Below are 26,919 nucleotides of genomic sequence, written 5' to 3'. Positions count from 1 at the left end.
ACGGGAACCAGCACTGCACTAAATTCAAACCAGGCTAAAAAACATCGCGGCACACCACGGAGGCGGTGCCCCACGACAATAATTCAACCAATAAAATAATTGGTATCAACAAACTTGGCACACTATTGAGTTCTCAAACAACAGGAGCACCCGGCACCAGTCGGACCCTTCTTCAAGGCCCTCCATCGCTCCGGAGCAACTTTTCAAATTTACCCGCGCTGCCTGTCCCTGTCAAATCCACCCGTTACCGCACACCTCTCAACGAGGTTCGACCTAAGTCTTTTGTGGTTTCGAGCTGTTCAACTGTTCCTTCAGCGCGGATATAAACTCTACACCGATCCGGGCCCAATGTAAATCCAAGGTTGCCGGCAAGCGAAGACCCGCGGAATTCCAAGGGTCTTCGCTGCGGCAGCTTTAGCTCGCCGGCTTCAGATAGAGGACTCCCAGCGGAGGTACCGTCAGCACGGCGGAGGCCGGATGGCCATTCCAAGCGCCTTCAGCCCCTGCGACAAGTCCCGTGTTCCCGACGCCTGATCCCCCGTACTCCGGGTCATCCGTATTCAGGACTTCCTGCCAGTCACCGGCCCAAGGCAACCCGATACGGAAATCAGTGTGGGGGTGTCCGGCGAAGTTCGCGATGCAGACCACCGGGTTGCCGTGATTGTCCCAGCGGATAAAGGAAAGCGTGTTGCGCGTCCCGTCGTTTTCGTCGATCCACTGGAAGCCGGCAGGTTCGTTGTCCCGTTCGTATAGAGCAGGCGTCTTGCGGTAGAGCGCGTTGAGGTTCCGCACCAGCTTCTGCAATCCCTTGTGCGGAACGTTCTCGGACAGCCACCAGTCAAGGCCGTGTTGTTCGGACCATTCTGCTTCCTGCCCAAACTCGGTGCCCATGAAAATCAGCTGCTTACCCGGATGCGCCCACTGGAAAGCAAGGTAGGCACGCAGATTTGCGAGCTGCTGCCACCGGTCCCCCGGCATCTTGCGCAGCATCGAGCCCTTCCCGTGCACGACCTCGTCGTGGCTGATCGGGAGCAGGAAGTTTTCCGTGTAAGCGTAGACCATGGAGAACGTGGCCTTGTTGTGGTGGTGGACCCGGTTGACGGGATCCTCCGAAATGTACTGGAGGGTGTCATGCATCCAGCCCATGTTCCACTTCAGCCCGAAGCCAAGTCCGCCGGCGCTGGTGGGCCTGGTGACGCCGTCGAACGCGGTGGATTCTTCCGCGATGGTGACAATGCCGGGCACCCGCTTGTAGGCCGTGGCGTTGACTTCCTGCAGGAAGGAAATGGCTTCGAGGTTTTCGCGCCCGCCATGGATGTTGGGGTACCACTGGCCTTCTTCACGCGAATAGTCGCGGTAGAGCATGGAAGCGACAGCATCAACGCGCAGCCCGTCGATGTGGAACTCCTCAAACCAGTAGAGCGCATTGGCTACCAGGAAGTTGCGTACCTCGCGGCGACCAAAGTCGAAGATGAGCGTGCCCCAGTCGGGGTGCTCGCCCAACCGGGGATCTTCGTGTTCGTAGAGCGGCTGGCCGTCGAAGCGCGCCAAGGCCCACTCGTCCTTGGGGAAGTGCGCCGGCACCCAGTCCAGGATGATGCCGATGCCGGCCTGGTGCAGCTTGTCCACCAGGTATTTGAAGTCATCCGGATGGCCGAAGCGCGATGTCGGCGCGTAGTAGGAGGTGACCTGGTAGCCCCAGGACCCGCCGAAGGGGTGCTCGGCCACGGGCATCAGCTCGACATGCGTAAAGCCCTGCCAGGTGACGTAGTCGACCAGCTGTTCTGCCAGCTGGCGGTAGTCGAGACCGACCCGCCAGGAACCCAGGTGCACTTCGTACACGCTCATCGGCGAGTTGTGCGGATCGCGAGCCGCACGCCGGGCCAGCCACTCGCCGTCGGAAAAGTTGTACCGCGTATCCACGACACGTGAGCCGGTCAGCGGCGGCACCTCGGTCCAGCGGGCCATCGGGTCCGCTTTCTCATGCCAGTGCCCGTCGCGGCCCAGCAGCTCGTACTTGTAGATCGAGCCCGATGCGACACCCGGGATGAAAATTTCCCAAACGCCGGACCCGCCCATGGATCGCATGGCATGGCGGACGGCGTTCCAACCATTGAAGTCACCCTTGACCCGAACGGCCTGGGCGTTCGGCGCCCACACCGCAAAGCTGGTGCCGGTGACATCGCCCAGCGTGGAATTGTAGTGGCGGACATGCGAGCCCAGCGCCGTCCACAGCGTTTCGTGCCGGCCCTCGCCGATCAGGTGCAGGTCGATTTCGCCCAGCGTCGGCAGGTAGTGGTACGGATCGTCCACCAGGAGGGGAGCACCGCCGTCGTACACTACCTCGAGACGGTAGTCCGGCACATGGCCCGCACGCTCGGCAGGCAGGGTGGCAACCCAGACGCCTTCCTGCTCATGTTGCATGGACACGCGTGTTGCCGCGGTGATGACGGTGACGGAGTCCGCCAGCGGCTGCAGCGAGCGGACTGTGACATGGCCGTGGTCATCCAGATGGGCGCCTAGGACGGCGTGCGGCTGGAAGTAACTGCCATGCGCGACGGCGGACAGCGTGTTCTGGTCGACGGGCACCGGATTGCCGGCACTGGTGGCGGAGGTCGCCGACGTTTCGGCCCGGCCTTCGGCAAGCGTCGCCGCTGCGGGTCCGACCGCCTGTGCCGTCTTCGAGGAGGAGGCCCGGTCTGCAGCGGAACCGCTTGCGGCCGGTTCGCCGTCGCTCGCTGTAGAAGAGTTGCCGGCAGAAGAGTTGGCGGTCTGCAGCTGTTCCAGCGCGCGGCGGACTGCCTTGACCGGTACGCCGACCCAGCGCGGGCGGTTGCGCTGTTCATACACAACTTCGTAGAGCGCCTTGTCCAGCCACAAGCCCAGGAACAGCGGGGACGTCGTGTCGACGCGGACCCCGGTCTCCCGTTCGTAACCAGCGATGAAGGCGTCGGCGGCCGCGGCTGTCCAGCGGTCTGCGGCGGCTTCCACCTGTCCCGATTCATTGCCCTCGGCGGTGGTGACCGCGACGCCGCCCGCGTAGTCGAAGGACCGGAGCATGCCTACGACGTCGCGCAGGGCGACATCATCGGTACCGCGGCTGCCCATGGGACGCAGCGGTTCGCCTTCAAAGTCCAGCACTACCCAACCGCGTTCGGCGGAATGAAGGACCTGGCCGAGGTGATAGTCGCCGTGGATCCGCTGAAGCTCGGGGCGTTCCTCGAGGTTTTCCAACCGGCGCAGCAGCTCATCCACCGTCTGGTCCAGGGGGCCGACGGCGGATCCTGCCTGCGCCCAACCCCACCGGATCCGCTCGCGCAGTTCGGCTGCCAGCGCCGAAGCTTCCTCTTCGGTAGCCTCATGTGCGCCGAAGCTCTTCCGCAGCTGATGGTGGATCCGGCCGGTAACCTGGCCGAGCTCGCCGGCTTCCTTAGTGAAATCGGCGTCGTCCAAGGCCGCCGCCGAGGCGGTGCGCCAGGCGTCCTTGCTGTTCGCGATGTACTCGCGCAGCACGCTCAGATGCCCGGAGTCCCACAGTTTGTCCGCATTCGAATCCGTGTGCTGGCCCGGCGTGTGCCAGCCTCCGGTCACCCAGCCGTAGGTGGCGGGAACCTCGCTGGCGCCAAGCTCGCTCAACATTGCCCCGATTTCGACATCGGGATTGGCTCCGGCCTCGAGGACACGGAAGAACTTCACGATGAGGGATGCTTTGTCTGTTTCCACGACCACTGAGGTGTTGGACTGCTCGCCGGCGAGCACGGAGGCCTTCAGCGGAGCGTCGAACTCCGGCCAGTCTCCGAAGCCTGCGCCGGCGTGTCCCCGGGTACGGCCATCCGCGGTCACGGATTCCCGCCGCATCAGTTCCAGCCACGCGGCAACGAATACCGGGTCGTGGGTGCCGTCGTACAGCCAGCAGTTTTCCGTGCCTTGCCGCGGTTCGGGTCCGGTCTGCCCGATCAGCGCAGCTTCGCCGCCCTCGAGTGGTTCGGGCCGGAAGCTGACCGGCACGTTGACGATAAAGACGTCCTGGTCGGTGTGGACCGCAACAATATGGACCTCCAGCGCGACGACGTCTGCCGGGTCCTGCAGCCGGATGCCGCCGAGCCGGTGCAGCACCGTTTCTTTGCCTTTGGCCGGGAACCATCGCTGCTGCGGCAACCAGTCGTGAAGCAATTCGGGCAAGGACTGCGAAGCATTGGTAACGGTGTTTGTCATGGGCTCTCCACCTCAGAACGGGTGTTCACCGAAGTGAGCACGGGAAGGGCTTCGGTCAAAGGCGACGCCGGATTGGACCGGGCCGAACGCACCCGCAGCCAGAAGAAATCGTGGCTGCCGAGCGTCAGGGTCAGCTGACCGGCGTCGTCAAGGGCGGGAAACGGTAGTCCGCCGAACAAGTCGCGCAGACCCCGCCCCGCAAATTCCGGCATCCGCAGGGGCGCGGCCACCGGGTGTTGGGACAGATTAAAAATGCATAGCAGCGCCTCCGGTTCCGCCCCTTCGCGGTTGCCCGGCGGGATTTCGCGGATGAACGCCAGGACGGATTCGGCTTCTGTGGGCACATTGCGGTAGCCCCCGAGCCCGAAGGCAGGATGGGCTTTGCGTACCGCGAGCATTTGGCGCACCCAGTGCAGCAGGGAGCTGCTGTGGGCCAGCTGCGCCTCGACATTGACGTAGTTGTAGTTGTAGACCAGGGACTGCACCACCGGCAGATAAAGCTTGCCCGGGTCCGCCGTTGAGAATCCGGCATTGCGGTCCGGGTTCCACTGCATCGGTGTGCGGGAGGAATCGCGGTCTTCGAGCCAGATGTTGTCGCCCATGCCGATCTCGTCCCCGTAGTACAGGAACGGGCTGCCCGGCAGCGACAACAGCAGCGCGTGGATCAGCTCGAGTTCGGCACGGGAGTTATCCAGCAGCGGAGCCAGCCGGCGCCGAATACCGATGTTGGCCCGCATCCTCGAGTCCGGCGCGTACCAGCCGAGCATGGCCTCGCGTTCTTCAGTAGTGACCATTTCCAACGTCAGCTCGTCATGGTTGCGCAGGAACGTGCCCCATTGTGCGCCGGCGGGAATGTCCGGTGTCTCTTCCATGGTCTGGATGATGGGTGCGGCCTTCTGGTCGCGCAGGGCGTAGAACAGCCGCGGCATGATCGGGAAGTGGAAGCACATGTGGCATTCCGGCACCAACCCGCCGTCGTCGGTCTTTTCACCGAAGTACTCCACGACTTCATGCGGCATCTGGTTGGCCTCGGCGATGATGACCCGGCCGGGGTACTCCGAGTCCACCAGGGCGCGCAGGTCCTGCAGGAACTTGTGTGTGGCCGGCAGGTTTTCGCAGTTGGTCCCGTCCTCTTCGAAGAGGTAGGGAATGGCGTCCGCACGGAAACCGTCGATTCCCTGGTCCAGCCAAAACCTGACGACGTCGAAAACAGCCTCGATGACCTTGGGGTTCTCGTAGTTCAGATCCGGTTGGTGGCTGAAGAACCGGTGCCAGAAGAACTGCCGCCGGATCGGGTCGAACGCCCAGTTGGATTCCTCGGTATCGACGAAGATGATGCGCGCGTCCTGGTACTTCTCGTCCGTGTCGCTCCAGACATAGAAGTCCCCGTACGGCCCGTCCGGTTCCCGCCGCGACGCCTCGAACCACTGATGCTGGTCCGAGGTGTGGTTCAGCGGCAGATCGATGATCACCCGGACGCCGCGGGCATGGGCCTCGGCCACCAGCCGTTTGAAGTCGGTGATGGTGCCGAATTCGTCCAGCACATCGTAATAGTCGGCGATGTCGTAGCCGCCGTCGCGCAGTGGGGATTTGAAGAACGGCGGCACCCACAGGCAGTCGATCCCCAGCCACTGCAGGTAGTCCAGTTTGTCGATCAGCCCCGAGAAGTCCCCCGACCCGTCCCCATTGGCATCTGCGAAACCGCGGACCAAGACCTCGTAAAAGACGGCCTTGCGATACCAGTGGGGGTCATGCGCCAGTCCCGGCGCATGGAGTTGGAAGGGACTGGCCACTAGCTGCTCCTACGGACATGCAGGATGTGGGCGGGCTCGAAATGCGCGTCCAGCCGCACGTAGTTGTGCTCGCCCCACCGCCAGCTTTCTCCGCTGATCAGGTCGTCCACCCAGAAGGTGCCGTCCTCGTTCAGGTCCGCCGGGTCCAGACCGAGTGCGGCGAGGTCCAGGCTGACGGTGCATTCGCGGGCGCTGTGCGGGTCCACATTTACGACGACGATGATCGTGTCTTTTCCGGTGCCCTCGCTGCCGTCCGCGGCCGGCAGGTTTTCCTTGTGCTTGGAAAAGACCACTGTGGCGTCATCCGTGCTCCGGTGGACGGTCAGGTTCTGCAGGTCCAGAAGCGCCGGGTGGGCGCGCCGGATGTGGTTAAGGCGCGTCAGGTACGGGGCCAGCGAGCGGCCTTCCGCTTCCGCACGGGCAAAGTCCCGCGCTTTGTACTCGTACTTTTCATTGTCGATGTATTCCTCGGCGCCGGGCCGGGCGACATGTTCGTAGAGTTCATAGCCGGCATAGACGCCCCAGAGCGGGCTTCCCGTTGCGGCCAGCACCGCGCGGATCTTGAACGCCGCCGGTCCGCCGTACTGGAGGAACTCGGTCAGGATGTCAGGAGTGTTCACGAAGAAGTTCGGCCGGAAGAACGCCGGGGTTTCATGGCTGATCTGGGTCAGATACTCCTCGATCTCAGTCTTCCGGTTGCGCCAGGTGAAGTAGCTGTAGGACTGCTGGAACCCCGCCCGGCCCAGCGCATGCATCATCGCCGGCACCGTGAATGCCTCGGCCAGGAAGACCACATCCGGGTCCGTGGCGTTGACCTCGCCGATCAGCCACTCCCAGAACCAGACCGGCTTGGTGTGCGGATTGTCCACCCGGAAGATCTTCACTCCGTGGCTGACCCACAGCCGGACGATGCGCAGCACTTCTTCCGACAGACCCTCGGGATCGTTGTCGAAGTTCAGCGGGTAGATGTCCTGATACTTCTTCGGCGGGTTCTCTGCGTAGGCAATGGTGCCGTCCACGCGGGTAGTGAACCACTCCGGGTGCTCCTTGGCCCAGGGGTGGTCCGGCGAGCACTGCAGCGCCAGATCCAGGGCCACTTCGAGCCCCACGTCCGCGGCGGACTGGACGAAACGGTCGAAGTCCTCGAACGTGCCCAGGTCAGGATGGATGGCGTCGTGGCCGCCCTCGGCGCCGCCGATGGCCCACGGCGAGCCCGGGTCATCCGGCCCGGCGGTAAGGGTGTTGTTCGGGCCCTTGCGGTTCGTCACGCCGATGGGATGGATCGGGGGCATGTAAATGACGTCGAATCCCATGTCGGCGACGGCCGGGAGCCGCTCGGCCGCCGTCGTAAAGTTTCCTGACGTCCATTTGCCGGCGGCCGGATCGAAGACGGCGCCCTCGGAGCGGGGGAAGAACTCATACCAGGCGCCGCGCCCGGCCAGGTCCCGTTCCACCAGGATGGGGTACCGCTGCGACTCGGTGACGAGGCTGCGGATGGGGTGGGTGCGTACCGCCGTAAGGACCTCTTCCGAGCCTCCCGCGGCCAGACGGTCTTCGGCGGAGCGGCCCTCATCCGCGATGGCGCCGGCCGCGCGGCGCAGGACCTCGGCGTTCCCGGCCGGGCGGCCGTCCTGTCCGGCGGCCTGGTTGAACAGGCGGATGCCTTCGGCCAGCATCAGGTCCACGTCCACGCCGGCGGCGATCTTCACCTCGGCGTTGTGGTGCCAGGTGGCGTAGAGGTCGCCCCAGCCTTCAATGGTGAAGGTCCAGTTTCCCGGCGACGTGGGCCGTAGGGTTCCGGCCCAGCGGTCGGTTCCGCCGCCGAGCGGACGCAGGTGGGTCCGCTGCACGGCGTGGCCGTCCGGATCGTAAAGCACGGCGGTCACGCCGAGGCGGTCATGGCCCTCGCGGAAGACCGTGGCGGCGACTTCGATGTCCTCGCCGGGTACGGTTTTGGCGGGGAAACGCCCGCAATCCACCACCGGAGAGACCCCGGTGATGGGGATCCTGCCAAAGCGCAGGCGTGAGTTGGACGGTGCCGGACGCGGTTCCTCAGTGAATGTGCTCACAGATTAGACGTTAGCGACAAATGTGCCGGTTTGCTAAGGCTTCTGGACGAACTGGGTACAAATTCGGATCGTTACTCAAGCGTTTACGTATTTGAAACCGACATATGGTTACATCTGCGCTACCGTAGGCCGGGTGAAGGCAATCCGCAGATTTACGGTCCGCACTGTTCTCCCTGAAAGCATCGCCGCCCTGGGCCGGCTGGCAGGCAATTTGCGCTGGTCCTGGCACCAGCCCACCCAGCAGTTGTTCGAGCGCCTTGACCCGGCGCTGTGGGCCAAAAGCCACGACCCGGTAGCGCTGCTGGGCTCGTTCAACCGCGAGCAGCTCCAGGCGCTGGCGGCCGACGCCGCGCTGGTGGAGCAGATCCAGGCGCTCAGCGCCGATCTGGACCGGTACCTGAGCGATGACCGCTGGTACCAGACCCTCGGCGAGGACGCGCCGTCGTCCATCGCGTATTTCTCCCCCGAATACGGCATCAGTTCGGTCCTGCCCCAGTACTCGGGCGGGCTCGGCATTCTCGCCGGGGACCATCTCAAGGCCGCCTCGGACCTGGGCGTGCCGCTGATCGGTGTCGGCCTGCTCTACGCGGCCGGCTATTTCAAGCAGTCGCTCAGCCGCGACGGCTGGCAGCAGGAAACGTACCCGGTGCTGGATCCGGACGGGCTGCCGCTAACCCTCCTGCGCGAACCGGACGGGACGCCGGCGCAGGTGGAGCTGCCGCTGCCCAATGAGCGCCGCCTGCTCGCGCACATCTGGCGTGCCGACGTCGGGCGCGTGCCGCTGCTGCTGCTCGATTCCAACGTGGCCGGCAATGACGAGTCCGCGCGTCATATTACGGACCGGCTCTACGGCGGCGGCGGCGACCACCGGCTGCAGCAGGAGTTGCTGCTGGGCATGGGCGGCGTGAAGGCCCTGCGCATCTACGAGCGGCTGACGGGCACACCCGCGCCGGAAGTTTTCCACACCAACGAAGGCCATGCCGGCTTCCTCGGCGTCGAACGGATCCGCGAGCTGATGGACACCGGGCTGAACTGGTACGAGGCACAGGCCGCGGGCCGCGCCAACACGGTTTTCACCACGCATACCCCCGTCCCGGCCGGGATCGACCGCTTCGAGAAGCTGCAGGTGGAGCATTTCTTCCGCGCCGGCCTGGCTCCGAATGTGCCCATTGAGAAGATCCTGGCCCTGGGCGCCGAAAATTACGACGGCGGGGATCCCACCAAATTCAATATGGCCGTCATGGGCCTGCGGCTGGCCCAGCGGGCCAACGGCGTGGCCAAGCTGCACGGCGTGGTCTCCCGCGGCATGTTCTCCGGACTCTTCCCGGGGTTCGACACGCAGGAAGTGCCCATCGCCTCGGTCACCAACGGCGTCCACGTGCCCACCTGGGTGGATGCCCGGATTGCCGCGCTGGCCAAGGCCAAGTTCGGCACCGAGTCCGTAGTGGCCCGGCAGTGGGACAAGGTCTACGACGTCGATGACGAGGAGATCTGGAACCTGCGCCGGGAGCTGCGCTCCACCCTGATCGACGACGTCCGGCGGCGGCTGCGCTCCTCGTGGAAGAAACGCGGCGCCACGGATGCCGAGCTGGCCTGGACCAAGAACGTACTGGACCCGGACGTGCTGACCATCGGCTTTGCCCGGCGCGTGCCCACGTACAAGCGGCTGACGCTCATGCTGCGCGATCCGGCCCGGCTCAAGGCACTGCTGCTGCACAAGGAGCATCCCATCCAGCTGGTCATCGCCGGCAAGTCGCACCCCGCCGACGAGCAGGGCAAGCGGATGATCCAGGACCTGGTCCGTTTTACTGATGACCCGGCAATTCGGCATCGGATTGTCTTCCTGCCCAACTACGACATCGCCATGGCGCGCACGCTCTTCCCGGGCTGCGACGTCTGGCTGAACAACCCGCTGCGGCCACTCGAAGCCTGCGGAACGTCGGGCATGAAGGCTGCCATCAACGGCGGACTGAACCTGTCCGTGCTGGATGGCTGGTGGGATGAAATGTACGACGGCGACAACGGCTGGGCGATTCCGACGGCCAATCCTTCCACGACGTCCGGAACGGATTCGGTGGTCAGCCCCGAGGACCGCGACGACATCGAATCCGCCGCCCTGTACGACCTGCTGGAGAACCACGTGGCCCCGCGCTTCTACGGGGAGGCTACCGAGGGTGCCGCTGCCGTCGGGCCGTCCGCGCCGGTTGCACCCTCCGACCGGCTGCCGCACCAGTGGATTGCCATGATCCGGCATACCCTGGCCAACCTGGGGCCCGCTGTTTCGGCCGAGCGCATGGTCGAGGACTATGTCCGCCAGCTCTACACGCCCGCCTGCACCGCAGGCCGCGACGCCCGCGACGCGGACTTCGCCGTCGCCCGGGATTTTGCGGCCTGGATCAGGCGGGTACGCGCGGCATGGCCGGACGTGTCGGTGGAACATGTGGACTCGCTCGGGGTGTCCGACAATCCGCAGATCGGGGACCCGCTGCGGGTCAATGCCTACGTACGCCTGGGCAAGCTCAACCCTTCGGATGTCTGCGTTGAGGTAGCCCACGGCCAGGTGGGCGAGGGAGATGAACTGGAGCAGACGGGCTTCGATCCGCTTTCCTTTAAAGAGGACTTGGGCGAGGGCAGATTCCTGTTCTGCGGGGAAGTCGTGATCGACCGCTCCGGTTCCTTTGGCTACACCGTGCGGGTCCTGCCGCTGCATGACTCCATGGCGGGGAAAGCCGAGCTCGGGCTGGTGGCCAACGCGAATTAGGCGGCTGGCCGCCAACGCGGATTACGCCTCCGAGGAAGGCTGTTCCGCTGTGCCTACGGCGGTAGTGAAGCCGATCAGCTTATGCGTGCCATCGCAGTACGGCTTGATCGACGACGCTCCGCAACGGCACAGCGCTACGGTCTTCCGGCGGCGCGGTACCGGTTCACCGTCCGGCGTCACGATTTCGACGTCGCCGCGAAGCAGGAAGGGCCCGTCCGGGCAGGCTACGAGGACATTGTCCGGCTCGGCAGTTCGCTGTGCGGCGCTGCAGGGGCTTCCTGACGCGCTGGCGCTTTCATCGGTGTCTGCTTCGTTGCAGGTTGGCTCGGTTGACTCGATCGGCTCGGCTGGCTGCATGGAATGTTCCTTTCCTGGTCCCGTGGCGAGAGCGGTGATGAGCTGTGCTGCAAACGTTGGGCGGCGTACTTCCGCCGCAGCTGGTAGCGGGGCGTGCCGGCCGTAGGCATCCGGTTGCCGGCGTATTTCACGCCACCGCCGAGCCGCTGCCCCACGGCCAGCCAGATGCAGACGGCGCGTTCGAGCAACCAGCACGGTGCCCACAGCGCCGAGGTCGGCGGGAAGACAGCGCGCCCGTTTTTCCGCCGTCGTCCGGCCTCCGCTATTGCGACGGCCGCAGCCAGCAACGGGATCCAGCGGGACGGCCGGCGGGCCGCGAAGATCGTCAGCGGCAGCAGCGATAGATCCACGGCCAGCCGGATTGGCTGGGCGAAGTCGTCGTAGGCCTGGCGGACCCGCTGGCCCCTGAAATGTGCGGCTGTGGCCGGTATCCGGCCGACGAAAAGATCGTCCGCCCGAAGTTCCCGTCCGCCGGCGGCCTTGACCGTGCGGATCAACTCCAGGTTTTCGAACAGTACGTCCCCGTCATAGCCATCCGTAGCCTCCAGCGCGCTGCGGCGGACCCCCAGCGTGCCGGGAAAGTCCGAGGCCACAGCGCGGTTGAGCAGCGTGCGGGCGGTGTCCCAACGGGCATGCCAGGGCAGGGTCAGGAAGTAGTTTTGCGGCCGGACAACGTCTGCCTCCGCCAGCAGTTCCACCAGCCGGCGGAGCGCGGGGAGGGTGTAGCGGACGTCGTCGTCGGCCAGCACCAGGTACTTCTTACTGCTGTGCCGCACTCCTGTCATTACACCCGCGACTTTGCCGTTGCGTCCCGGCCAGGATTCTGGCCTGCGGTGCTCCGCCAGCCCGGCCCACGCCGCAGCGTGCACCTCGTACAGCCCGGGGGCGGAACCGTCCACCACGGTGATGCGGATCCAGCCGGAGAGCATGCGAAGGTAGCCGGTCAGCTCTTCGAGGCCCTCGTCCGAAAACCAGCGCAGCGGCAGAACGTACTCTGCCTCGGGCAGCTGCACCTCCTGCCCGCTGCCCTCAGTTCCGGTCATGCCGGTGGCCCGCCCGCCTGCCCACGGACAGGACCGCCGCCGCTCATGCCGCCAGGTCCAGCGGGATCCGCAGCGAGCTACGCCCGGCCTGCCACGCTGAAAGCTGGTGCGTACCCACCAAGGCATCCACGGCCAAAGCCGCTGCGGCCCCGAACAGAATGTCCGGCAGCAGGTTCGGTTCCGCCTCCGCGAGCCCGCCGGCCAGATCGCGCCCGGCGATCTGCTCGTGGACGGCGTCGGCCTCGACATGCTCGTCGAAGTAGCCGGTCACATCCTCGCCGTGGCCGTGGCGGCGGAAGCCCCGGCTGTAGAACTTGTTCGGGATGGATGAGGTCATTTCGTACGCCGCCAGGTGCCCCACGATCGCCCCGCGCAGCCGCCGGTTCAGACCGAACAACGACATCATGTTGACCGAGGCCAGCGTTACGGCAGGGATCAGGTCCACATACGTGCCGTACTGATCGTCCAGCCCCAGGCCACGCATGGACCGGGCGAAGAGAGCCGAATGCATCCTCTCCGGCCGGCCACCGCCATATTCGTCCGCCTGGATTTCCACCAGGGCCGCCTTGGCCCGTCCGGTCAGCCGCGGGATTGCCCAGCTGTGCGGATCCGCTTCCTTGAGCTGGTACACGGACCGGTGGATCAGGAACTCCCGCAGTTGCTCCGCGGTCGCTTCCCTGGCGACGTATTTCGAAACGCTGGGGCCGTCGTCGTCCCCCGTGAGCTTGAACAGCGCCGCCGCCACGTCCGCGGCAATGGGTGGTGGCGCGTCGGGCACGTTGGCCATCCGGCGGAGGACGCCCTCGAAGCGGCGTTCCAGCTCCAGCCGGAAGGCGGTCAGCTCCGGATGCCATTCCCACCGGTCGTCCACGCCCTCGATGCCGCCGTAGTGCAGCTCGTAGAGGCAGAAGAGCGCAAGCTGCAGGTCGTCGTCGTCCATGAGCTGCACACCGGCCGCCGCTTCCATGGCGGGGCCCAGCCTCGCCAGCGCGGGTACATGGTGTTGCGGCGCCGTGGCGAGGATGTCCATCAGGATCGAGCTCACCGGTCCGCGAGGCGTAGGCATTTTCATTATTTCTCCTGTTCCAGGGGAACCCCTTACTTCTAAGCATACTTACCAATACGATGGAATTTGTCCGACCATGTTGGGCTCTCCCCAGGAGGTGATCATGACACACGAAGAAACGGCGGCAAAGGGTTCCAAGGCGCCATCGCCCGAAGACTCCCGGAAACCCGGCTCCCCCGGCGACATCAAGAAGCCGTCTTGGCTCTATGTCTTTCGCAAGTCCATGCGCGAATTCTCTGCGGACCAGTGCACAGATTTGGCTGCTGCCCTGACCTACTACGCGGTGCTGTCCTTGTTCCCGGCGCTGTTGGCGCTGGTCTCACTGCTCGGTGTTTTCGGACAGGGCGAGCAGACCACCACATTCATGACAGACATGCTCGAACGCGTGGCACCTGGACAGGCGGCAGACACCATGCGCCAGCCGATCGAGCAGTTGGCCAGTGCACCCACCGCCGGTCTTGCGCTGATCGTCGGTGTCGTCGGTGCACTGTGGTCCGCCTCCGGCTATGTGAACGCCTTTAGCCGCGCGATGAACCGGATCTATGAAATCGAGGAGGGCCGGCCGTTCTGGAAGCTGCGTCCGGTCATGCTGCTGATCACTCTGGTAGTGGTGGTGCTGGCCGCGCTGATGCTGCTCATCCTGATTCTGTCCGGTCCCGTTGCGGAAGGCCTGGGCTCGGCCATCGGACTGGGCGGCGTGGCACTGACGGTGTGGAACATTGCCAAGTGGCCCGTGTTGATTGCCTTTGCCGTGCTGGTGGTGGCGCTGCTCTACTACGCCACGCCCAACGTGAAACAACCGAAATTCCGCTGGATGAGCATGGGCGCGTTCATAGCGCTGCTGGTACTGGCTTTGGCCACTGCCGGTTTTGCCTTCTACGTAGCCAATTTTTCCAACTACAACCGGACCTACGGCGCTATCGGCGGCATGATCGTGCTGCTGCTGTGGTTCTGGCTGGCCAATCTGTCCCTGCTCTTCGGCGCCGAGTTCGATGCAGAAACCGAACGCGGCCGCCAGCTGCAGGCAGGCATCGAGGCGGAAGAAACCATCCAGTTGCCGCCTCGTGATACCCGCAAGAGCGACAAGCAGCTCGAAAAAGAAAAGGAGGACATAGAGCGCGGCCGTTCTCTGCGCCGCAAGTACGCCCAGACCGAGGATGATTCCGGCGGCCCAGGCTAACCATCATCTGCTCCGCAGGAAGAAACCGACGAGGAAAAGGAATTGCGATGACTACGAATCCGAATACCGGCAATTACGACGACGGCATTCCCGGCGCCAACCAGCCCGGCGGCCCGGTCAGCCAGGATCCCTACGCCCCGGATCCCTATGCCACGCCGGCAGGCCAGCAGTCCAAGAGCGATGCAGCCAAGGAAGAGGCCAGGGAAGTAGGCCGCGAGAGCAAAGCCGCCGGAGAGCACGTCAAGGAAACGGCCAAGGGCGAGGCGAAGCAGGTAGCACACGAGGCCAAGGAGAAGGCCCGCGGCCTGATGTCCGAGCTCGGCGACGACGTCAAAAGCCAGGCCAGCAGCCAGCAGCAGCGCGTGGCATCGGGCCTGCGCTCCATCGGCGACGAGCTCCGCTCCATGTCCCAAAACTCCGAAAGTTCCGGCACGGCGACCAATCTTGTGGGCCAGGCGGCCGACAAGGCGGGCTCCGTGGCGGGCTGGCTGGAGAACCGTGATCCGGGCTCGCTGCTGGACGAGTGCAAGCGTTTTGCGCGCCAACGTCCCGGCGCCTTCCTCGCGATCGCGGCCGGCGCCGGACTGCTGGCCGGCCGCCTCACCCGTGGCATGACCGCGGACAGCGGCGGATCCGGACAGACAGGACAGACCGGTGCAACGCAGTACGGCGGCGCACACCGCGCGACGCCGGCAGTCTCCGACTATGACTACGACACCCAAAGTGCCGCGGGCTTCGCGGCCCCGGGTGCGCAGACAGGCTCGGCACTCGGCGGCGCGGCCGGAGCCCCGGAAACCATCGGGTATCCCTCCGCTACCCCGACCGGTGCCACCGAGCGCCAGGAAACAAATTCCGGACTCGGCGGAGCGGCTGGCACGCCGGAGACCATCAGCTACCCGGAGGAGCCGCCTACCGGCGGCCGGGGCACGGCCATTCCGGAACGGGACCCGTATGAGGGCGGTGGGAGCCGATGACCGAGAACCGCGTGCCCGATCCCGGTCAGGTTCCACCCACGCGCGCCGAGGTCAAGGCCGAGAACGAGTCGCTGGGCGATCTGCTCGGCGAAGTCAGCCGTGACCTTTCGTTGCTGATGCGCCAGGAACTGGAACTGGCCAAAGCCGAACTCAAGGAATCCGGTACAAGGGCCGGCAAGGGAGCAGGGATGATGGTTGGCGCCGCGGTCGCGGGCCACTTCGTCTTGCTGTTCCTCTCTATCGGCCTTTGGGATGCCATCGGCTCCCTCATCGGCTGGGGCTGGTCCGCGGTGATTGTCGCCGTCATTTGGGCAATCATCGGCGCCATCCTCTTCGCCGTCGGCAAGAAGCAGATGAAGGCCATCCAAGGGATGCCACGCACCACGGAGTCCGTCAAGAAAATACCCGATACTCTCAAGCCCAGTGAGGAAGCACGATGAGCCAGTCACCAGAAGAAATCCGAGCAGACATCGAACGTACCCGGGCACGGCTTGGCACGGATGTAGACGCCGTCGCGGAGAAGACCTCGCCCTCGAACATTGTGCACCGGCAGACGGACAAGGTGAAGGACTCCGTTGGCCGGGCCAAGGACAAGGTCATGGGAGCCAAGGACTCCGTCATGGGTGCCAAGGATGACGCGGGCGGCTCGGCCCGGTCCATGGCGCACGACGCCGGCGAGGCAGTCAGCGACGCACCGCACCAGATTGCCCGCAAGACCGAGGGCAACCCGCTGGCCGCCGGCCTGATCGCCTTCGGCGCCGGCTGGCTTGTCTCCTCGCTGTTCCCCGCCAGCAAGGTAGAGCAGCAGGCGGCCGAAAAGGTGAAGGACCAGGCCCAGCCCCTGGTCGAGGAGGTCAAGGGCTCCGCCCAGCAGGTGGCTCAGGACATGAAGGAGCCTGCCCGGCAAGCGGCAGAGGATCTGAAGACTTCGGCCAAGGAATCGACGGAGAACGTCAAGGCCGAAGGCCAGACCGCAGCGCAGGACGTCAAGGACCGCGCCGACACGGCACGGCAGCACGTCCAGGACCCGCCGGCCGGCCGGATGTAGGCGGCTTTAGGGGTATCCGCTCCGGATTGGTCCGCGACTGTAGCAGAGCGGAACCTGGCCAAGACGGGTAAGGGGGAACGACGGCGGTGGTGCACACCGCCGTCGTTCTCTAGTTTTCGCCCGGGAGCCAGGCGCGGTAGACGCTGAGGGCATCCGCGCCGATGATCTCGCGCTCCCCGCTGCGTACCTTGGCGCCGCGGCGCTGGTCATCCAGCTTCGAAGTAGTCAGGACCAGCTCAAACATCCGGTTGTGGCCGTCCATGACGCCGAAATCCTTCAAGGCGCCGGCGCTGGGCATAGTGATCTTGCGCGGCTCGTACCGGCCGTTGATCACCACCAGCCCGTCGATGACGCCGTCCGGCGAGCCCATCAGCAACTGGACCGTCCGGCTGCCCGGATCGGTCCACTGCTCCTGCGTCATCGGTTCGCCGGCTTCGTTGAACCACAGCAGATAGGAGCTCTGTTCCCGGGTCGGATAACTGTGCGGCTGGCTGGTCAGGAAGGACTGCCGGATCCGCAGCAACCGCCGCGTGGTCTTGAACATTTGTTCCTGGCGATCATCGAGCACCCAGTTGAGCCAAGAGAGCTCATTGTCCTGGCAGTACGCGTTGTTGTTTCCGTGCTGGGATTTGCCCAGCTCGTCCCCGGCGGTGATCATCGGGACGCCGAGCGAGAGCAGCAGCGTGGCCATCAGGTTCCGGGCGGAGCGGGCCCGCGCGTCCAAAATGGCCGCGTCACCCGTGGGACCTTCGACCCCGTGGTTGTAGCTGCGGTTGTGGTTGGTTCCGTCCCGGTTTTCTTCGCCGTTGTCCTCGTTGTGCTTGCGGTCGTACGCTGTCAGGTCCGCGAGGGTAAAACCGTCATGGGCGGTGATGAAGTTTACCGAAGCCAGCGAACTGCGGCCGGAACCGGCGAAGACATCGGCCGAGCCGGCCAGACGGCTCGCCAGCCGTGCCACCGATCCGCCCGGCATGCCCTGGCTGATCGCGTGCTGGTCGCCGAGCCAGAAGTCCCGGACGGTATCGCGGAAGCGGTCGTTCCAATCCGCCCAGCCGGCGGGAAAGTTACCGGTCTGCCAGCCGCCCGGCGCCACGTCCCACGGCTCGGAAATCAGTTTGACCCGGGACAAGGTGGGGTCTTCCGCCGTCGCACGCAGAAACGGATGCCGCGGGTTGAAATGCCCGTCCGGGTCGCGGCAGAGCGAGACGGCCAGGTCAAAGCGGAAACCATCGATACGGAATTCCTGAACCCAGTACCGCAGCGAGTCCAGCACCAGGGCCAGGACCTGCGGCTCGTTCAGGTCGAGGGTATTGCCGCAGCCGGTGGTGTCCAGATAGTTTCCGTGGCCGTCGTGGCGGTAGTAGACCTCGTCACCCAGCCCGCGGAAGGAGTAGGTCTGCTGGTGTTTGCCGCCCTCGGCAGTGTGGTTGTAGACCACGTCGAGGATGACTTCGAGTCCGGCTTCATGCAGGCGCTTGACCATGGACTTGAACTCGTCCTGCACAGCCTTCGGCCCCGCGGCGCGGGCGGCCTTGGTGGCGTACCGGGCGTGCGGGGCGAAAAAGCCCAGGGTGTTGTAGCCCCAGTAGTTGGACAGCCCCAGCTCCTGCAGGTGCGGCTCGTCGATATGGAAATGCACCGGGAGCAGCTGCACGGCAGTGATGCCCAGGTTCTTGAAGTACTCGAGCATGACCGGGTGTGCCAGGCCCGCGTACGTTCCGCGGAGCTCTTCGGGAATCTGCGGGTGCAGCTTCGTCTGGCCTTTGAGGTGGCACTCGTAGACCACCGTGTCCCGCCACGGTACGTCCGGCGGTGTATCTCCGGCCCAGTCGAACCCGGCGTCCACGTGTACCGAACGGAAGATGCCGCCGTCGTCGTCGATCGCCCGGCCGTAAGGATCCAGCAGCAGTTGCCCCGCACCGCCGTCGGGCAGTGTTTTGCCGTGCGGCCACAACGCGTAGCGGCTGCCGGGGAGCAGACCCCGGACGATCCCGTGGTGCACGCCGTCGGTCAGCTCCGGCAGCAGCACGGAAACCCACCGGCCGTCGGCGTCCTCGAAATGGATGTCCAGTGCGTCAACCGCCGGTGCGAACACCGCGACGTTGACCTCCCCGGCCAACAGCACGGCAGCACCGGCGCTGACGCCCAGCGGTGCGGGACTGGAGGTCCGGGAGGAACGGCCCTCGCTGCCCCGGTGCCCGGCGGTTTGCCTGCCGACGCTCGGGTTGGCGGTGCTGTTGACGGGAGTGACGGGATCGGCCAAAATCTGCCTGTTCTGTTGGTACGGCGGCACTATTGCGCGGCGCGCTGCCGGGATACTTCGTACAGGCTGATGCCCACGGCCATGGAGGCGTTCAGCGATTCCATGTCGGAGTCGATCGGGATGGAGACAATCTGGTCGCAGTTCTCGCGGACGAGCCGGGACAGGCCCTTGCCCTCGGAACCGACCACGATGCACAACGGTTCGGTCGCCAGTTCCAGCCCGGGCAGCGAAACGTCTCCGCCGCCGTCGAGTCCCAGGACGTAGATGCCCAGTTCCTTGAAGGCCTTGAGCGCGTTGTTCAGGTTGGAGGCGCGGGCCACCGGTACGCGCACGGCCGCACCGGCGCTGGTCTTCCAGGCGGAGGCCGTCATGCCCACCGAGCGGCGCTCCGGCACAATGACGCCGTGACCGCTGAAGGCCGAGGCCGAGCGGATGATGGCGCCGAGGTTGCGGGGGTCCGTGATGCCGTCCAGCGCGACAAACAGCGGGGCGTTGCGAATGTAGCCCTTCTTGAACTTGGCCATGGTTTCTTCGGCCAGTTCCAGCGCGTCCTGGTAATCGTACGGCGGGATCTGCAGGACCAGGCCCTGGTGGACGGCGTCGTCGGTCATCCGGTCCAGCTCCGGCTTATGGGTTTCCATCACCGGGATACCGCGTTCGGCAGCGATCTTCAGGGATTCCTTGACCCGGTCATCCATTTCCACCCGGACCGCCACGTGCAATGCCTTCGCCGGCACTCCGGCGCGCAGTGCCTCCACCACGGAGTTGCGCCCGGTGACGACTTCCTCGGCGGTCTTGCTGCGTCCGCGGGAGGCGCCGGCCCGGCCTGCGGGCCGCTTGGCGGCGGAACGCTCGGCGAGTTCCTTGCCGCGGTAAGCCTTGTGGTACGGCCGGTCCTCTGCCTTCGGGGTCGGCCCCTTGCCTTCGAGGGACTTGCGCCCGTGCCCTCCGGTCCCCGTGGTGGGGCCCTTCTTGGTCTTGCGCACCGCTCCTGGGCGTCCTTTGTTGGCCATGGTTTTACCTTCGGTCAGTCAAATATCCGCACCGGTCGGCGCGGGATCAGTTTTTAGCGATTCCCGTCGTCCAGGTCTTGCCTATGCGTACGAGTTTACCGGGCTGCCACAGTCCACGTGGGGCCGTCCGCGGAATCCTCCACAACGACGCCGGCAGCAGCCAGCGTATCGCGGATGGCATCAGCCCTGGCCCAGTCCTTCGCTTCGCGTGCGGCCCTGCGTTCCTCGAGCTGCGCCTTGACCAGGGTGTCCAGCGCCTGGCGTGCGGCGATGTCCGTTCCGCCGGTGTTCCAGTGCGGATCCAACGGATTGATATACAACACATCCGTCATCGCGAGCACCTGGTGCAGCGCCCGCTCTATCCCCGCGCTGTCCTTGCCGTCCAGGGCTGTGTTGCCGGCGCGCACGGTCTCGTGGACCACGGCCAGCGCCTGCGGCACGTTCAGGTCGTCGTCCATCGCGGCGCGGAAGGCCTCCGGGACATCGCTGCCCACGAAGCCGAAGTCTTCGCCGTAGAGGAACTTCAGCGCCCGCTGCAGGAACCCTTCAATGCGTTCGACGGCGGCCGCGGCCTCCGTGAGCGAGCCCGGGTTGTAGTCCAGTGCGGAGCGGTACTGCGCCTGGCCCAGGTAGTAGCGGACCACCACCGGCCGGGCCAGCTCCAGCATTTCGGTCGGGGTGACGATGTTGCCCACGGACTTGGACATCTTTTCGCCCTCGTAGGTGACCATGCCGTTGTGCATCCAGAAATTGGCAAAACCGTGGCCGGCGGCACGGGACTGCGCCATCTCGTTCTCGTGGTGCGGGAAGCGCAGGTCCAACCCGCCGCCGTGGATGTCGAATTCCGGGCCCAGGTACTTGGTGACCATCGCCGAGCATTCCAGATGCCAGCCGGGGCGGCCGGTGCCCCACGGGCTGGGCCAACTGGCGGTGGCGGGCTCGCCCTCCTTGTAACCCTTCCACAGCGCAAAGTCGCGCGGATCCTTCTTGCCGCGGGGACCGGCGTCGGGCGCTGCCTGCATGTCTTCGATCTTCTGCCGCGTCAACGAGCCGTACTCGGACCACGAGCGCACGTCGAAGTAGACGTCGCCGGAGCCGTCCAGCGCCGGGTAGGCGTGGCCGCGGTCGATCAGCAGCGCGATGAGCTGGTGCATCTCCGGAATATGCCCGGTGGCACGCGGCTCGTACGTGGGCCGCTGCACGCCGAGGATGTCGTACGCGCGCTCGAAGGCCTGCTCGTAGCGGTAGGCCAGCGCCCACCACGGCTCGTTGGGGACCGCCAGCGGGTCCTCCAGCGCTTCCGGCAGGTAGGAGGCGGCGGATTTGGCCAGGATCTTGTCGTCGATGTCCGTAACATTGCGGACCACGGTGACCTCGTAGCCGCTGTAACGCAGCCAGCGGGTCAGCTGGTCAAACGCGATGCTGGAGCGGATGTGGCCCACGTGCGGATCCCCCTGCACCGTGGCACCGCAGTAGTAGAGGCCTACCTTGCCCGGCTGCAGCGGGACGAAATCGCGGACTTCTGCGCTGGCGGTGTCATAGAATCTCAGGCTCACCGCTCCAGATTAGCCGTCAGGGCTGGCGAACCGAAACAACGACGGCGGTTGCCACCGCCGCGATCCCCTCACCTCTGCCGGTGAAACCAAGCCGGTCGCTGGTGGTGGCGGAGACGCTCACCGGCGCGCCGGCCGCCTGCGTGAGGGCCGCTTCGGACTCGTCCCGCCGCGGGGTGAACTTGGGCCGGTTGCCGATCAGCTGCACGGCTACGTTGCCGATCTCGAACCCGGCATCGCGGACAATGCGCGCGGCTTCGGCCAGCAGGGTGAGCCCGGACGCGCCGGCGTATTCCGGCCGGTCGGTGCCGAAATGGGTGCCGAGATCGCCCACGCCGGCCGCCGAGAACAGGGCGTCCGCGGCAGCGTGGGCCACCGGGTCGCCGTCGGAATGGCCGGCCAGGCCACGTTCGCCTTCCCAGTGCAGGCCGCCCAGCCACAGCGGCTGCGGGTCATCCTCGGGTGCGTAAGCGTGGACGTCCACGCCGATGCCTGTGCGCGGAAGCGGGTAGGGATACGTGGCCACGGATCAATCCTCCATTGTCGGGACAGGGTGGTTTACAGAGGAACGCTCGATTTCGACGGCAGGCTGTCCGGTTCGGGACCGGGCTGCCACCAACGCTTCGGCGGTCATCAGGTCAAGCGCCGTGGTGATCTTCAGGGCCTCCGGCGATCCGGGCACCAGGAATACTTCGGTGCCTTGGCTTTCCAGCAGCATCGCATCGTCCGTGATTGCTTCAGCCTCCAACTGCCCCATCGCCGCCAAGCTGCGGTGCGCGGCGTTCAGGGCGGCGGCGTCGAAACCCTGCGGGGTCTGTACTGCGCGCAGCCGGGAACGGTCCGGGGTTCCGGACACCTTTTCGCCGGCCATGGCCTGCTGCCCGGCTCCGGAGGGAACCGCGGTCTTGATGGTGTCCGCTACCGGGACTGCGGGAATGACGGCTTTCGCCCCGGCGGCCAGCGCCTGGACCACGCGGCCGAAAACTTCAGGAGGCGTGAGCGCGCGGGCGGCATCGTGGACCAGGATGCCGTCCAGGCCCGAGCCTAACCCGGCCAGGGCATGGCTCACGGAAGCGGCACGGCTGGTACCGCCTTCCACCGCTGTCACGGGAACCTGTCCGGAGGCCGCGGTGCAGACGGTCCGCAGCACGGAATCCCCCGGCGGCACGGCCACGCAAATCCGCTCCGCGACGCCTGAAGCCAGGATGCCCTCGAGTGCGTGCGCCAGAATCGTGCGCCCTGCCAGCGGCACCTGGGCTTTAGGCAGCCCGTAGCCAAGGCGTTGGCCGGAGCCTGCTGCAACAACAACGACGCCGATCCGCGGCTTGGAACTTCTGGGCACGGCCCAAGCCTATACCGGCATCAAAAAAACGGCCGGTCCATCAGGACCGGCCGCTTTGAGTTCATTATGCCTTGCAGGCTGCTGGGTTAGGAGGCCAGGACCTCATCGAGCACTTCAGCTGCCTTGTCTTCGTCTGTCTTTTCCGCAAGAGCCAGTTCGGAAATCAGGATCTGGCGGGCCTTGGCCAGCATGCGCTTTTCGCCTGCTGAAAGACCGCGGTCCTGCTCCCGGCGCCACAAGTCACGGACTACTTCCGCTACCTTGATAACGTCACCGGAGGCCAGTTTTTCCAGATTCGCCTTGTACCGACGCGACCAGTTGGTGGGCTCTTCAGTGAACTCGGCACGGAGAACGTCGAACACGTGCTCCAGGCCTTCCTTGCCCACTACATCCCGAACGCCAACCAGATCTACGTTCTCTGCCGGAACCTCAATGGTCAGGTCACCCTGAGCCACGCGGAGCTTGAGATACATCTTCTCTTCGCCCTTGATGGTGCGCATCTTGATCTCTTCGATCTTCGCTGCACCGTGGTGAGGGTAAACTACCGTCTCGCCGACCTCAAATACCATGTGGACTTTCCCCTTTCCCGCCTACAAGTTTACCACGGAAAAAGGCCCTACTTCCCCGAGTTTGCGCTGGTCAGAGGGCCTCGGAGGGGCAAAATGACCCGCATAATGGTCTTGACGGATCCGGCGATTGATGCATCCCTGGGTCGGCCTGACGCGTTCTTTACGGGTGCCGAGTCCTGGTTTTTGGGCAATTACGGCTAGGCTAGTGACCGTGTTGTGCTTTCTGTCTGCGCAACCGCCACTCATCTACAAAGCCTTTTGATTGAGGAGTTCCTGCTGTGAAGATTGCGCCGAAGAACCGTGTGCAGCGTGCCCTTGTAGCCGGCGCCGCCGCACTAGCCCTGCTGGGGACCGCAGGGTGCAGCGCCATCAATGAACAGGCGACTACGTTCTCCTACGCGGCCAGCGACGGCGTCGTGGCCGACATCGGCCCGATCGATTTGCGCAACCTGATGATCATTGCCGCCGATGCAGAATCGCCGGGCCGGGTGCTGGGCACCGCAGCAAACACCTCGGACTCCCCCGTCCAGCTGAGCCTGGCAGTCGCCGGCAGCACCGCAAGCGTTACCGTTCCGGCCAACGGGCAGATCCGTTTCGAAGAGGATGAGAACGAAACGATCCTCAGCAACCCGGGCGGCGTGCCCGGTTCCATCGTTGACGTCACCGTTCAGGTCAACTCGGACTCCCAGGTTATCGGCGTACCGGTCTTGGACGGCACCCTCGCCGAATACACCGAGTTCGTACCCTCGGGCACGCCGACCGAAGGGGAAACCAGCGCCCCGACCGAAAGCGCTACCCCCGAAGCCACCGAGGCAGCAGCCGAAACGGCGTCGCACTAACCGCTGTCCCGCACCGGCCAGGCCGGACTGGCCGAGACAGAAGGACCGCACTCGCAAGGAGTGCGGTCCTTCTGTCTATACCCAGGGGTTTACGGCTCGAATTTGTAGCCAAGGCCGCGGACGGTGACGAGGTATCGCGGGGCGGATGGGTCCGGCTCCACCTTGCTGCGCAGCCGCTTCACGTGCACGTCCAAGGTCTTGGTATCGCCGACATAGTCGGAGCCCCAGACCCGGTCGATCAGCTGGCCGCGGGTGAGCACCCGGCCCGCGTTCCGCAGCAGCATTTCCAGCAGTTCGAATTCCTTCAGCGGCAGCGAGACCGGCTCACCGCTGACGCTGACCACATGCCGCTCAACATCCATCCGCACCGGGCCGGACTGGACCGTGTTGGAAATCAGCTCTTCCGGCTCGCCCTGGCGGCGCAGGACGGCGCGCACCCGGGCTACCAGTTCACGCGAGGAATAGGGTTTGGTGACGTAGTCGTCGGCGCCCAGTTCCAGGCCGACCACCTTGTCGATCTCCGCGTCCTTGGCGGTCAGCATGATCACGGGCACGTTGGACCGCTGGCGCAGCTGCCGGCACACCTCGGTGCCGGACTGTCCCGGCAGCATCAGATCCAGCAGGACCAGATCCGCACCGGACCTGTCGAACTCCACCACGGCGTCCAAGCCGTTGTCGACAACCTGTACTTCAAAGCCCTCTTTGCCCAGAAGATAGCTCAGCGGATCGCTCAGCGACTCTTCATCTTCGACAACCAGAATGCGGGTCAAGCAATAGCTCCTTGCTCACGGGCGCCTGCGCCCTTGGGTGTTTCCCGGGCCGGTTCATCGCCGGCCTCGTCCTCGGAATCGGACTGCTCCATCTCCGGCAGCCGGACGGTAAACGTTGATCCCTGCCCGGGTTGGGACCAGACCGAAATTTCGCCGCCGTGCTGGGAAATGACGTGTTTGACGATGCTCAGGCCCAGCCCGGTTCCGCCGGTCTGCCGCGACCGCGCGGCATCGATCCGGTAGAAGCGCTCGAAGATCCGGTCCTGCTCATCCTGGGTGATCCCGGGTCCCTGGTCCGTAACGGACACCGTGGCGAGTCCGTCGCGGGTTCGCATGCCGACCCCCACGGTGGAGCTCTCCGGCGCATAGCGGATGGCGTTGTCGATGAGATTGCGCAGCGCGGTCATGAGCAGGTCGGCGTCGCCGTAGACTTCGTTGTCCACCTTGCCGCCCACCACAATCTTGATGTCCTTGCTTTCGGCCGGCAGCCGGTTGCGGTCCACGGCCTCGGCGACCACCGCGTTAAGGTCAACGGCCTCGCCGGACTGCACTACATCCGCACTCTGCAGCCGCGACAGTTCGATGATGTCCTGTACCAGCGCGCTGAGCCGCTTGGACTCCTTCTCCATCCGCTTGGCGAACCGGCGCACTGCCACCTCGTCATCCGCTGCCTCCTCGATCGCCTCGGCCAGCAGCGACAGGGCGCCGACCGGGGTTTTCAATTCGTGCGAGACGTTGGCGACGAAGTCAGTGCGCATGGCCTCGGTGCGGGTGATTTCGGTCCGGTCGTCGGCCAGCAGCAGGATGTATTCGTCCCCGATGGGAGCCACCCGCACCTGGACAATGATCATGCCCTGGCCCAACGGGCCGCGGGGCAGTTCCAGCTGGCGTTCTTCGATGACACCGTCGCGGCGGACCCGGGCGGTCAGTTCCAGCAGCTCCTTGTGCACCACGGTGTGGCCGCGGACCAGGCCAAAGGCATAGGCCCCTGGGCTGGCACGCACCACGCCGTCGATCACGTCGACAATCACGTAGGCGCGTCCGACCACGGACAACACTTCCGCCGAACCGTCAGGAATGGTCGGCTCGGCAACTTCGATGCGGTCCCGCCGCTGGCTCTCGCTCAGTCTGAAGGCGAGCACACCAAAGGCACCCAGCACGATGCCGGCCAGTCCGGCCAGCAGGCCGATCATCAGAGCACTCACGCCTCTAGCTTATGCCTACGAATGCGCCACAATTACCCGTTCCAGTAGTAATCAAACAGGGGTTCAACTAACGTTCACCTAGAGACGGGTAACAGTTCACCGGGCACTGAAAGTCTGCTTGGTAAGTGTGACCACACGTATTGCAACAAGCGAAAGGACGCCCTGTGCGCAAGGTATTCCAGGCGGAGCTCCACCAGGTCGGCGAACAGCTGATCGAGATTTCACGGCTCGTAGCCGAAGCGATGGAGAAGGCGAACCAGTCGTTCGTTAACGCCGATATCGAACTCGCCCAGGAGGTCATCGCCGCCGATGCGCGGATCGATTTCCTGCAGAACGATCTGGACGAACGTGCCATCGAGATCCTGGCTCTGCAGGGGCCGGTGGCTTCGGACCTGCGCATGATTGTGGGGGCGCTGCGCATGAGCGCGTCGCTGGAGCGGATGGGCGATCTGGCCCGCCATATCGCGCAGCTGGCGCGCATGCGTTACCCGGCGAATGTCATCCCCGAGTCGCTGCGCCCCACCTTCGCAGAGCTCGCCGAGAATGACATTGCCATCGCCCGGAAGCTGACGGAGTTGCTGGACACCCGCAACCTCGACCTGGCGCGCGACATCAACCGCCACAACGACCGCATCAACGAACTGCATGCGGGGATCTTCAAGGCCATTGCGGCTCCTGACTTCTCCGGCACGGCTCCCACCGCCGTCGACGTTTCGCTGGCCAGCCGCTACTTCGAGCGCTTCGCGGACCACGGCGTTTCGGTGGCACGTAAGGTCACCTACCTGGTGACCGGCGAATGGGCACCGAACGGCGAGTCCCGCTAGACCGTTCCGCAGGCCGGACGGCGACCGTCCGGCCT

Annotated in this window: 21 protein-coding genes; 7 read left to right on the top strand and 14 right to left on the bottom strand. The window is 65.2% G+C overall.

Features of this window, described 5'->3' with window-relative positions; translation table 11 throughout:
- Positions 1–414 precede the first annotated feature (414 nt).
- From glgB to B0G38_RS20280, 3 genes are read right to left on the bottom strand one after another with little or no spacing between them, the layout of a single operon-like run.
- A complete protein-coding gene (glgB, locus tag B0G38_RS20290) occupies positions 415–4,215 on the bottom strand; it encodes a 1,4-alpha-glucan branching protein GlgB (protein WP_264671117.1) in 3,801 nt (1,266 codons plus the stop codon).
- A complete protein-coding gene (gene treS, locus B0G38_RS20285; RefSeq protein WP_169993004.1) occupies positions 4,212–6,008 on the bottom strand; it encodes a maltose alpha-D-glucosyltransferase in 1,797 nt (598 codons plus the stop codon). Before treS ends, glgB begins: the two co-directional genes overlap by 4 nt.
- Complete coding sequence (locus tag B0G38_RS20280; RefSeq protein WP_264671116.1) at positions 6,008–8,077, bottom strand: alpha-1,4-glucan--maltose-1-phosphate maltosyltransferase; 2,070 nt, start codon at positions 8,075–8,077, stop codon at positions 6,008–6,010. The genes treS and B0G38_RS20280 overlap by 1 nt, the downstream gene beginning before the upstream one ends.
- Before the next feature lie 133 nt (positions 8,078–8,210).
- Here B0G38_RS20280 and glgP point away from each other — a divergent pair, with 133 nt between their 5' ends.
- A complete protein-coding gene (glgP, locus tag B0G38_RS20275; RefSeq protein WP_264671115.1) occupies positions 8,211–10,838 on the top strand; it encodes an alpha-glucan family phosphorylase in 2,628 nt (875 codons plus the stop codon).
- Positions 10,839–10,859: 21 nt separating this feature from the next.
- Here the strand turns inward: glgP and B0G38_RS20270 are convergent, their stop codons facing one another.
- The 3 genes from B0G38_RS20270 to B0G38_RS20260 are packed head-to-tail and all read right to left on the bottom strand — an operon-like array spanning position 10,860 to position 13,310.
- A complete protein-coding gene (locus B0G38_RS20270) occupies positions 10,860–11,042 on the bottom strand; it encodes a CDGSH iron-sulfur domain-containing protein (RefSeq protein WP_264671122.1) in 183 nt (60 codons plus the stop codon).
- 20 nt (positions 11,043–11,062) lie between these two features.
- Positions 11,063–12,238: a glycosyltransferase family 2 protein gene (locus tag B0G38_RS20265; RefSeq protein ID WP_264671114.1), complete on the bottom strand. Its 1,176-nt coding sequence runs from the start codon at positions 12,236–12,238 to the stop codon at positions 11,063–11,065.
- Between the two features lie 43 nt (positions 12,239–12,281).
- Positions 12,282–13,310: an iron-containing redox enzyme family protein gene (locus B0G38_RS20260; protein WP_264671113.1), complete on the bottom strand. Its 1,029-nt coding sequence runs from the start codon at positions 13,308–13,310 to the stop codon at positions 12,282–12,284.
- Positions 13,311–13,407: 97 nt separating this feature from the next.
- Between B0G38_RS20260 and B0G38_RS20255 the strand changes: the two genes are divergently transcribed.
- Genes B0G38_RS20255 through B0G38_RS20240 form a run of 4 tightly spaced genes read left to right on the top strand, consistent with a single transcriptional unit; the run spans position 13,408 to position 16,506 of the window.
- Positions 13,408–14,484 carry a YihY/virulence factor BrkB family protein gene (locus B0G38_RS20255; protein ID WP_264671112.1) on the top strand — a complete coding sequence of 359 codons (1,077 nt, stop codon included), beginning with the start codon at positions 13,408–13,410 and terminating at the stop codon, positions 14,482–14,484.
- 47 nt (positions 14,485–14,531) lie between these two features.
- Positions 14,532–15,458, top strand: coding sequence for a hypothetical protein (locus B0G38_RS20250; RefSeq protein WP_264671111.1), 927 nt, complete (start codon positions 14,532–14,534; stop codon positions 15,456–15,458).
- Positions 15,455–15,898, top strand: a complete 444-nt coding sequence (locus B0G38_RS20245) for a phage holin family protein (RefSeq protein WP_264671110.1) — start codon at positions 15,455–15,457, stop codon at positions 15,896–15,898. The genes B0G38_RS20250 and B0G38_RS20245 overlap by 4 nt, the downstream gene beginning before the upstream one ends.
- The gene (locus tag B0G38_RS20240) at positions 15,895–16,506 is read left to right on the top strand and encodes a DUF3618 domain-containing protein (protein WP_264671109.1); all 612 of its coding nucleotides are present in this window, start codon (positions 15,895–15,897) and stop codon (positions 16,504–16,506) included. Before B0G38_RS20245 ends, B0G38_RS20240 begins: the two co-directional genes overlap by 4 nt.
- A gap of 109 nt (positions 16,507–16,615) precedes the next feature.
- Here B0G38_RS20240 and glgX read toward each other — a convergent pair whose 3' ends face one another.
- From glgX to B0G38_RS20210, 6 genes are all read right to left on the bottom strand, one after another.
- Positions 16,616–18,631, bottom strand: coding sequence for a glycogen debranching protein GlgX (gene glgX / locus B0G38_RS20235; protein WP_264671121.1), 2,016 nt, complete (start codon positions 18,629–18,631; stop codon positions 16,616–16,618).
- A 167-nt stretch (positions 18,632–18,798) separates the two neighbouring features.
- Positions 18,799–19,782, bottom strand: a complete 984-nt coding sequence (gene rlmB / locus B0G38_RS20230; protein WP_264671108.1) for a 23S rRNA (guanosine(2251)-2'-O)-methyltransferase RlmB — start codon at positions 19,780–19,782, stop codon at positions 18,799–18,801.
- A 95-nt stretch (positions 19,783–19,877) separates the two neighbouring features.
- Positions 19,878–21,338: a cysteine--tRNA ligase gene (cysS, locus tag B0G38_RS20225; protein ID WP_264671107.1), complete on the bottom strand. Its 1,461-nt coding sequence runs from the start codon at positions 21,336–21,338 to the stop codon at positions 19,878–19,880.
- Positions 21,339–21,354: 16 nt separating this feature from the next.
- Positions 21,355–21,861 (bottom strand): 2-C-methyl-D-erythritol 2,4-cyclodiphosphate synthase, encoded by a 507-nt coding sequence (gene ispF, locus B0G38_RS20220; protein WP_264671106.1) that lies wholly within the window; start codon positions 21,859–21,861, stop codon positions 21,355–21,357.
- 3 nt (positions 21,862–21,864) lie between these two features.
- Entirely contained in the window at positions 21,865–22,677 is an 813-nt protein-coding gene (gene ispD / locus B0G38_RS20215) for a 2-C-methyl-D-erythritol 4-phosphate cytidylyltransferase (RefSeq protein WP_264671105.1), read from the bottom strand.
- An 86-nt stretch (positions 22,678–22,763) separates the two neighbouring features.
- On the bottom strand, positions 22,764–23,246 hold the full coding sequence (locus B0G38_RS20210; protein WP_074699806.1) for a CarD family transcriptional regulator: 483 nt from the start codon (positions 23,244–23,246) through the stop codon (positions 22,764–22,766).
- Positions 23,247–23,524: 278 nt separating this feature from the next.
- On the opposite strand from B0G38_RS20210, the gene B0G38_RS20205 reads away from it, so the two are divergent.
- Positions 23,525–24,085 carry a hypothetical protein gene (locus B0G38_RS20205; RefSeq protein ID WP_264671104.1) on the top strand — a complete coding sequence of 187 codons (561 nt, stop codon included), beginning with the start codon at positions 23,525–23,527 and terminating at the stop codon, positions 24,083–24,085.
- An 89-nt stretch (positions 24,086–24,174) separates the two neighbouring features.
- Here B0G38_RS20205 and B0G38_RS20200 read toward each other — a convergent pair whose 3' ends face one another.
- Positions 24,175–24,855 carry a response regulator transcription factor gene (locus B0G38_RS20200; protein WP_264671103.1) on the bottom strand — a complete coding sequence of 227 codons (681 nt, stop codon included), beginning with the start codon at positions 24,853–24,855 and terminating at the stop codon, positions 24,175–24,177.
- Positions 24,852–26,051, bottom strand: coding sequence for a sensor histidine kinase (locus tag B0G38_RS20195; protein WP_264671120.1), 1,200 nt, complete (start codon positions 26,049–26,051; stop codon positions 24,852–24,854). Before B0G38_RS20195 ends, B0G38_RS20200 begins: the two co-directional genes overlap by 4 nt.
- A gap of 173 nt (positions 26,052–26,224) precedes the next feature.
- On the opposite strand from B0G38_RS20195, the gene phoU reads away from it, so the two are divergent.
- A complete protein-coding gene (gene phoU / locus B0G38_RS20190) occupies positions 26,225–26,884 on the top strand; it encodes a phosphate signaling complex protein PhoU (RefSeq protein WP_169992964.1) in 660 nt (219 codons plus the stop codon).
- The last annotated feature ends 35 nt before the right edge of the window (positions 26,885–26,919 follow it).

This window comes from Crystallibacter permensis (assembly GCF_025960875.1).
Taxonomy (GTDB): Bacteria; Actinomycetota; Actinomycetes; order Actinomycetales; family Micrococcaceae; genus Crystallibacter; species Crystallibacter permensis.
This window is presented reverse-complemented; position numbering and strand designations above follow the sequence as displayed.

Excerpts from the sequence above, each read along its gene's own strand:
- B0G38_RS20250 (WP_264671111.1), top strand. The coding sequence starts at position 14,532 with ATGACTACGAATCCGAATACCGGCAATTACGACGACGGCATTCCCGGC.
- B0G38_RS20210 (WP_074699806.1), bottom strand. The coding sequence starts at position 23,246 with ATGGTATTTGAGGTCGGCGAGACGGTAGTTTACCCTCACCACGGTGCA.
- B0G38_RS20240 (WP_264671109.1), top strand. The coding sequence starts at position 15,895 with ATGAGCCAGTCACCAGAAGAAATCCGAGCAGACATCGAACGTACCCGG.
- rlmB (WP_264671108.1), bottom strand. The coding sequence starts at position 19,782 with ATGGCCAACAAAGGACGCCCAGGAGCGGTGCGCAAGACCAAGAAGGGC.
- glgB (WP_264671117.1), bottom strand. The coding sequence starts at position 4,215 with ATGACAAACACCGTTACCAATGCTTCGCAGTCCTTGCCCGAATTGCTT.
- B0G38_RS20245 (WP_264671110.1), top strand. The coding sequence starts at position 15,455 with ATGACCGAGAACCGCGTGCCCGATCCCGGTCAGGTTCCACCCACGCGC.
- B0G38_RS20260 (WP_264671113.1), bottom strand. The coding sequence starts at position 13,310 with ATGAAAATGCCTACGCCTCGCGGACCGGTGAGCTCGATCCTGATGGAC.
- B0G38_RS20255 (WP_264671112.1), top strand. The coding sequence starts at position 13,408 with ATGACACACGAAGAAACGGCGGCAAAGGGTTCCAAGGCGCCATCGCCC.
- B0G38_RS20265 (WP_264671114.1), bottom strand. The coding sequence starts at position 12,238 with ATGACCGGAACTGAGGGCAGCGGGCAGGAGGTGCAGCTGCCCGAGGCA.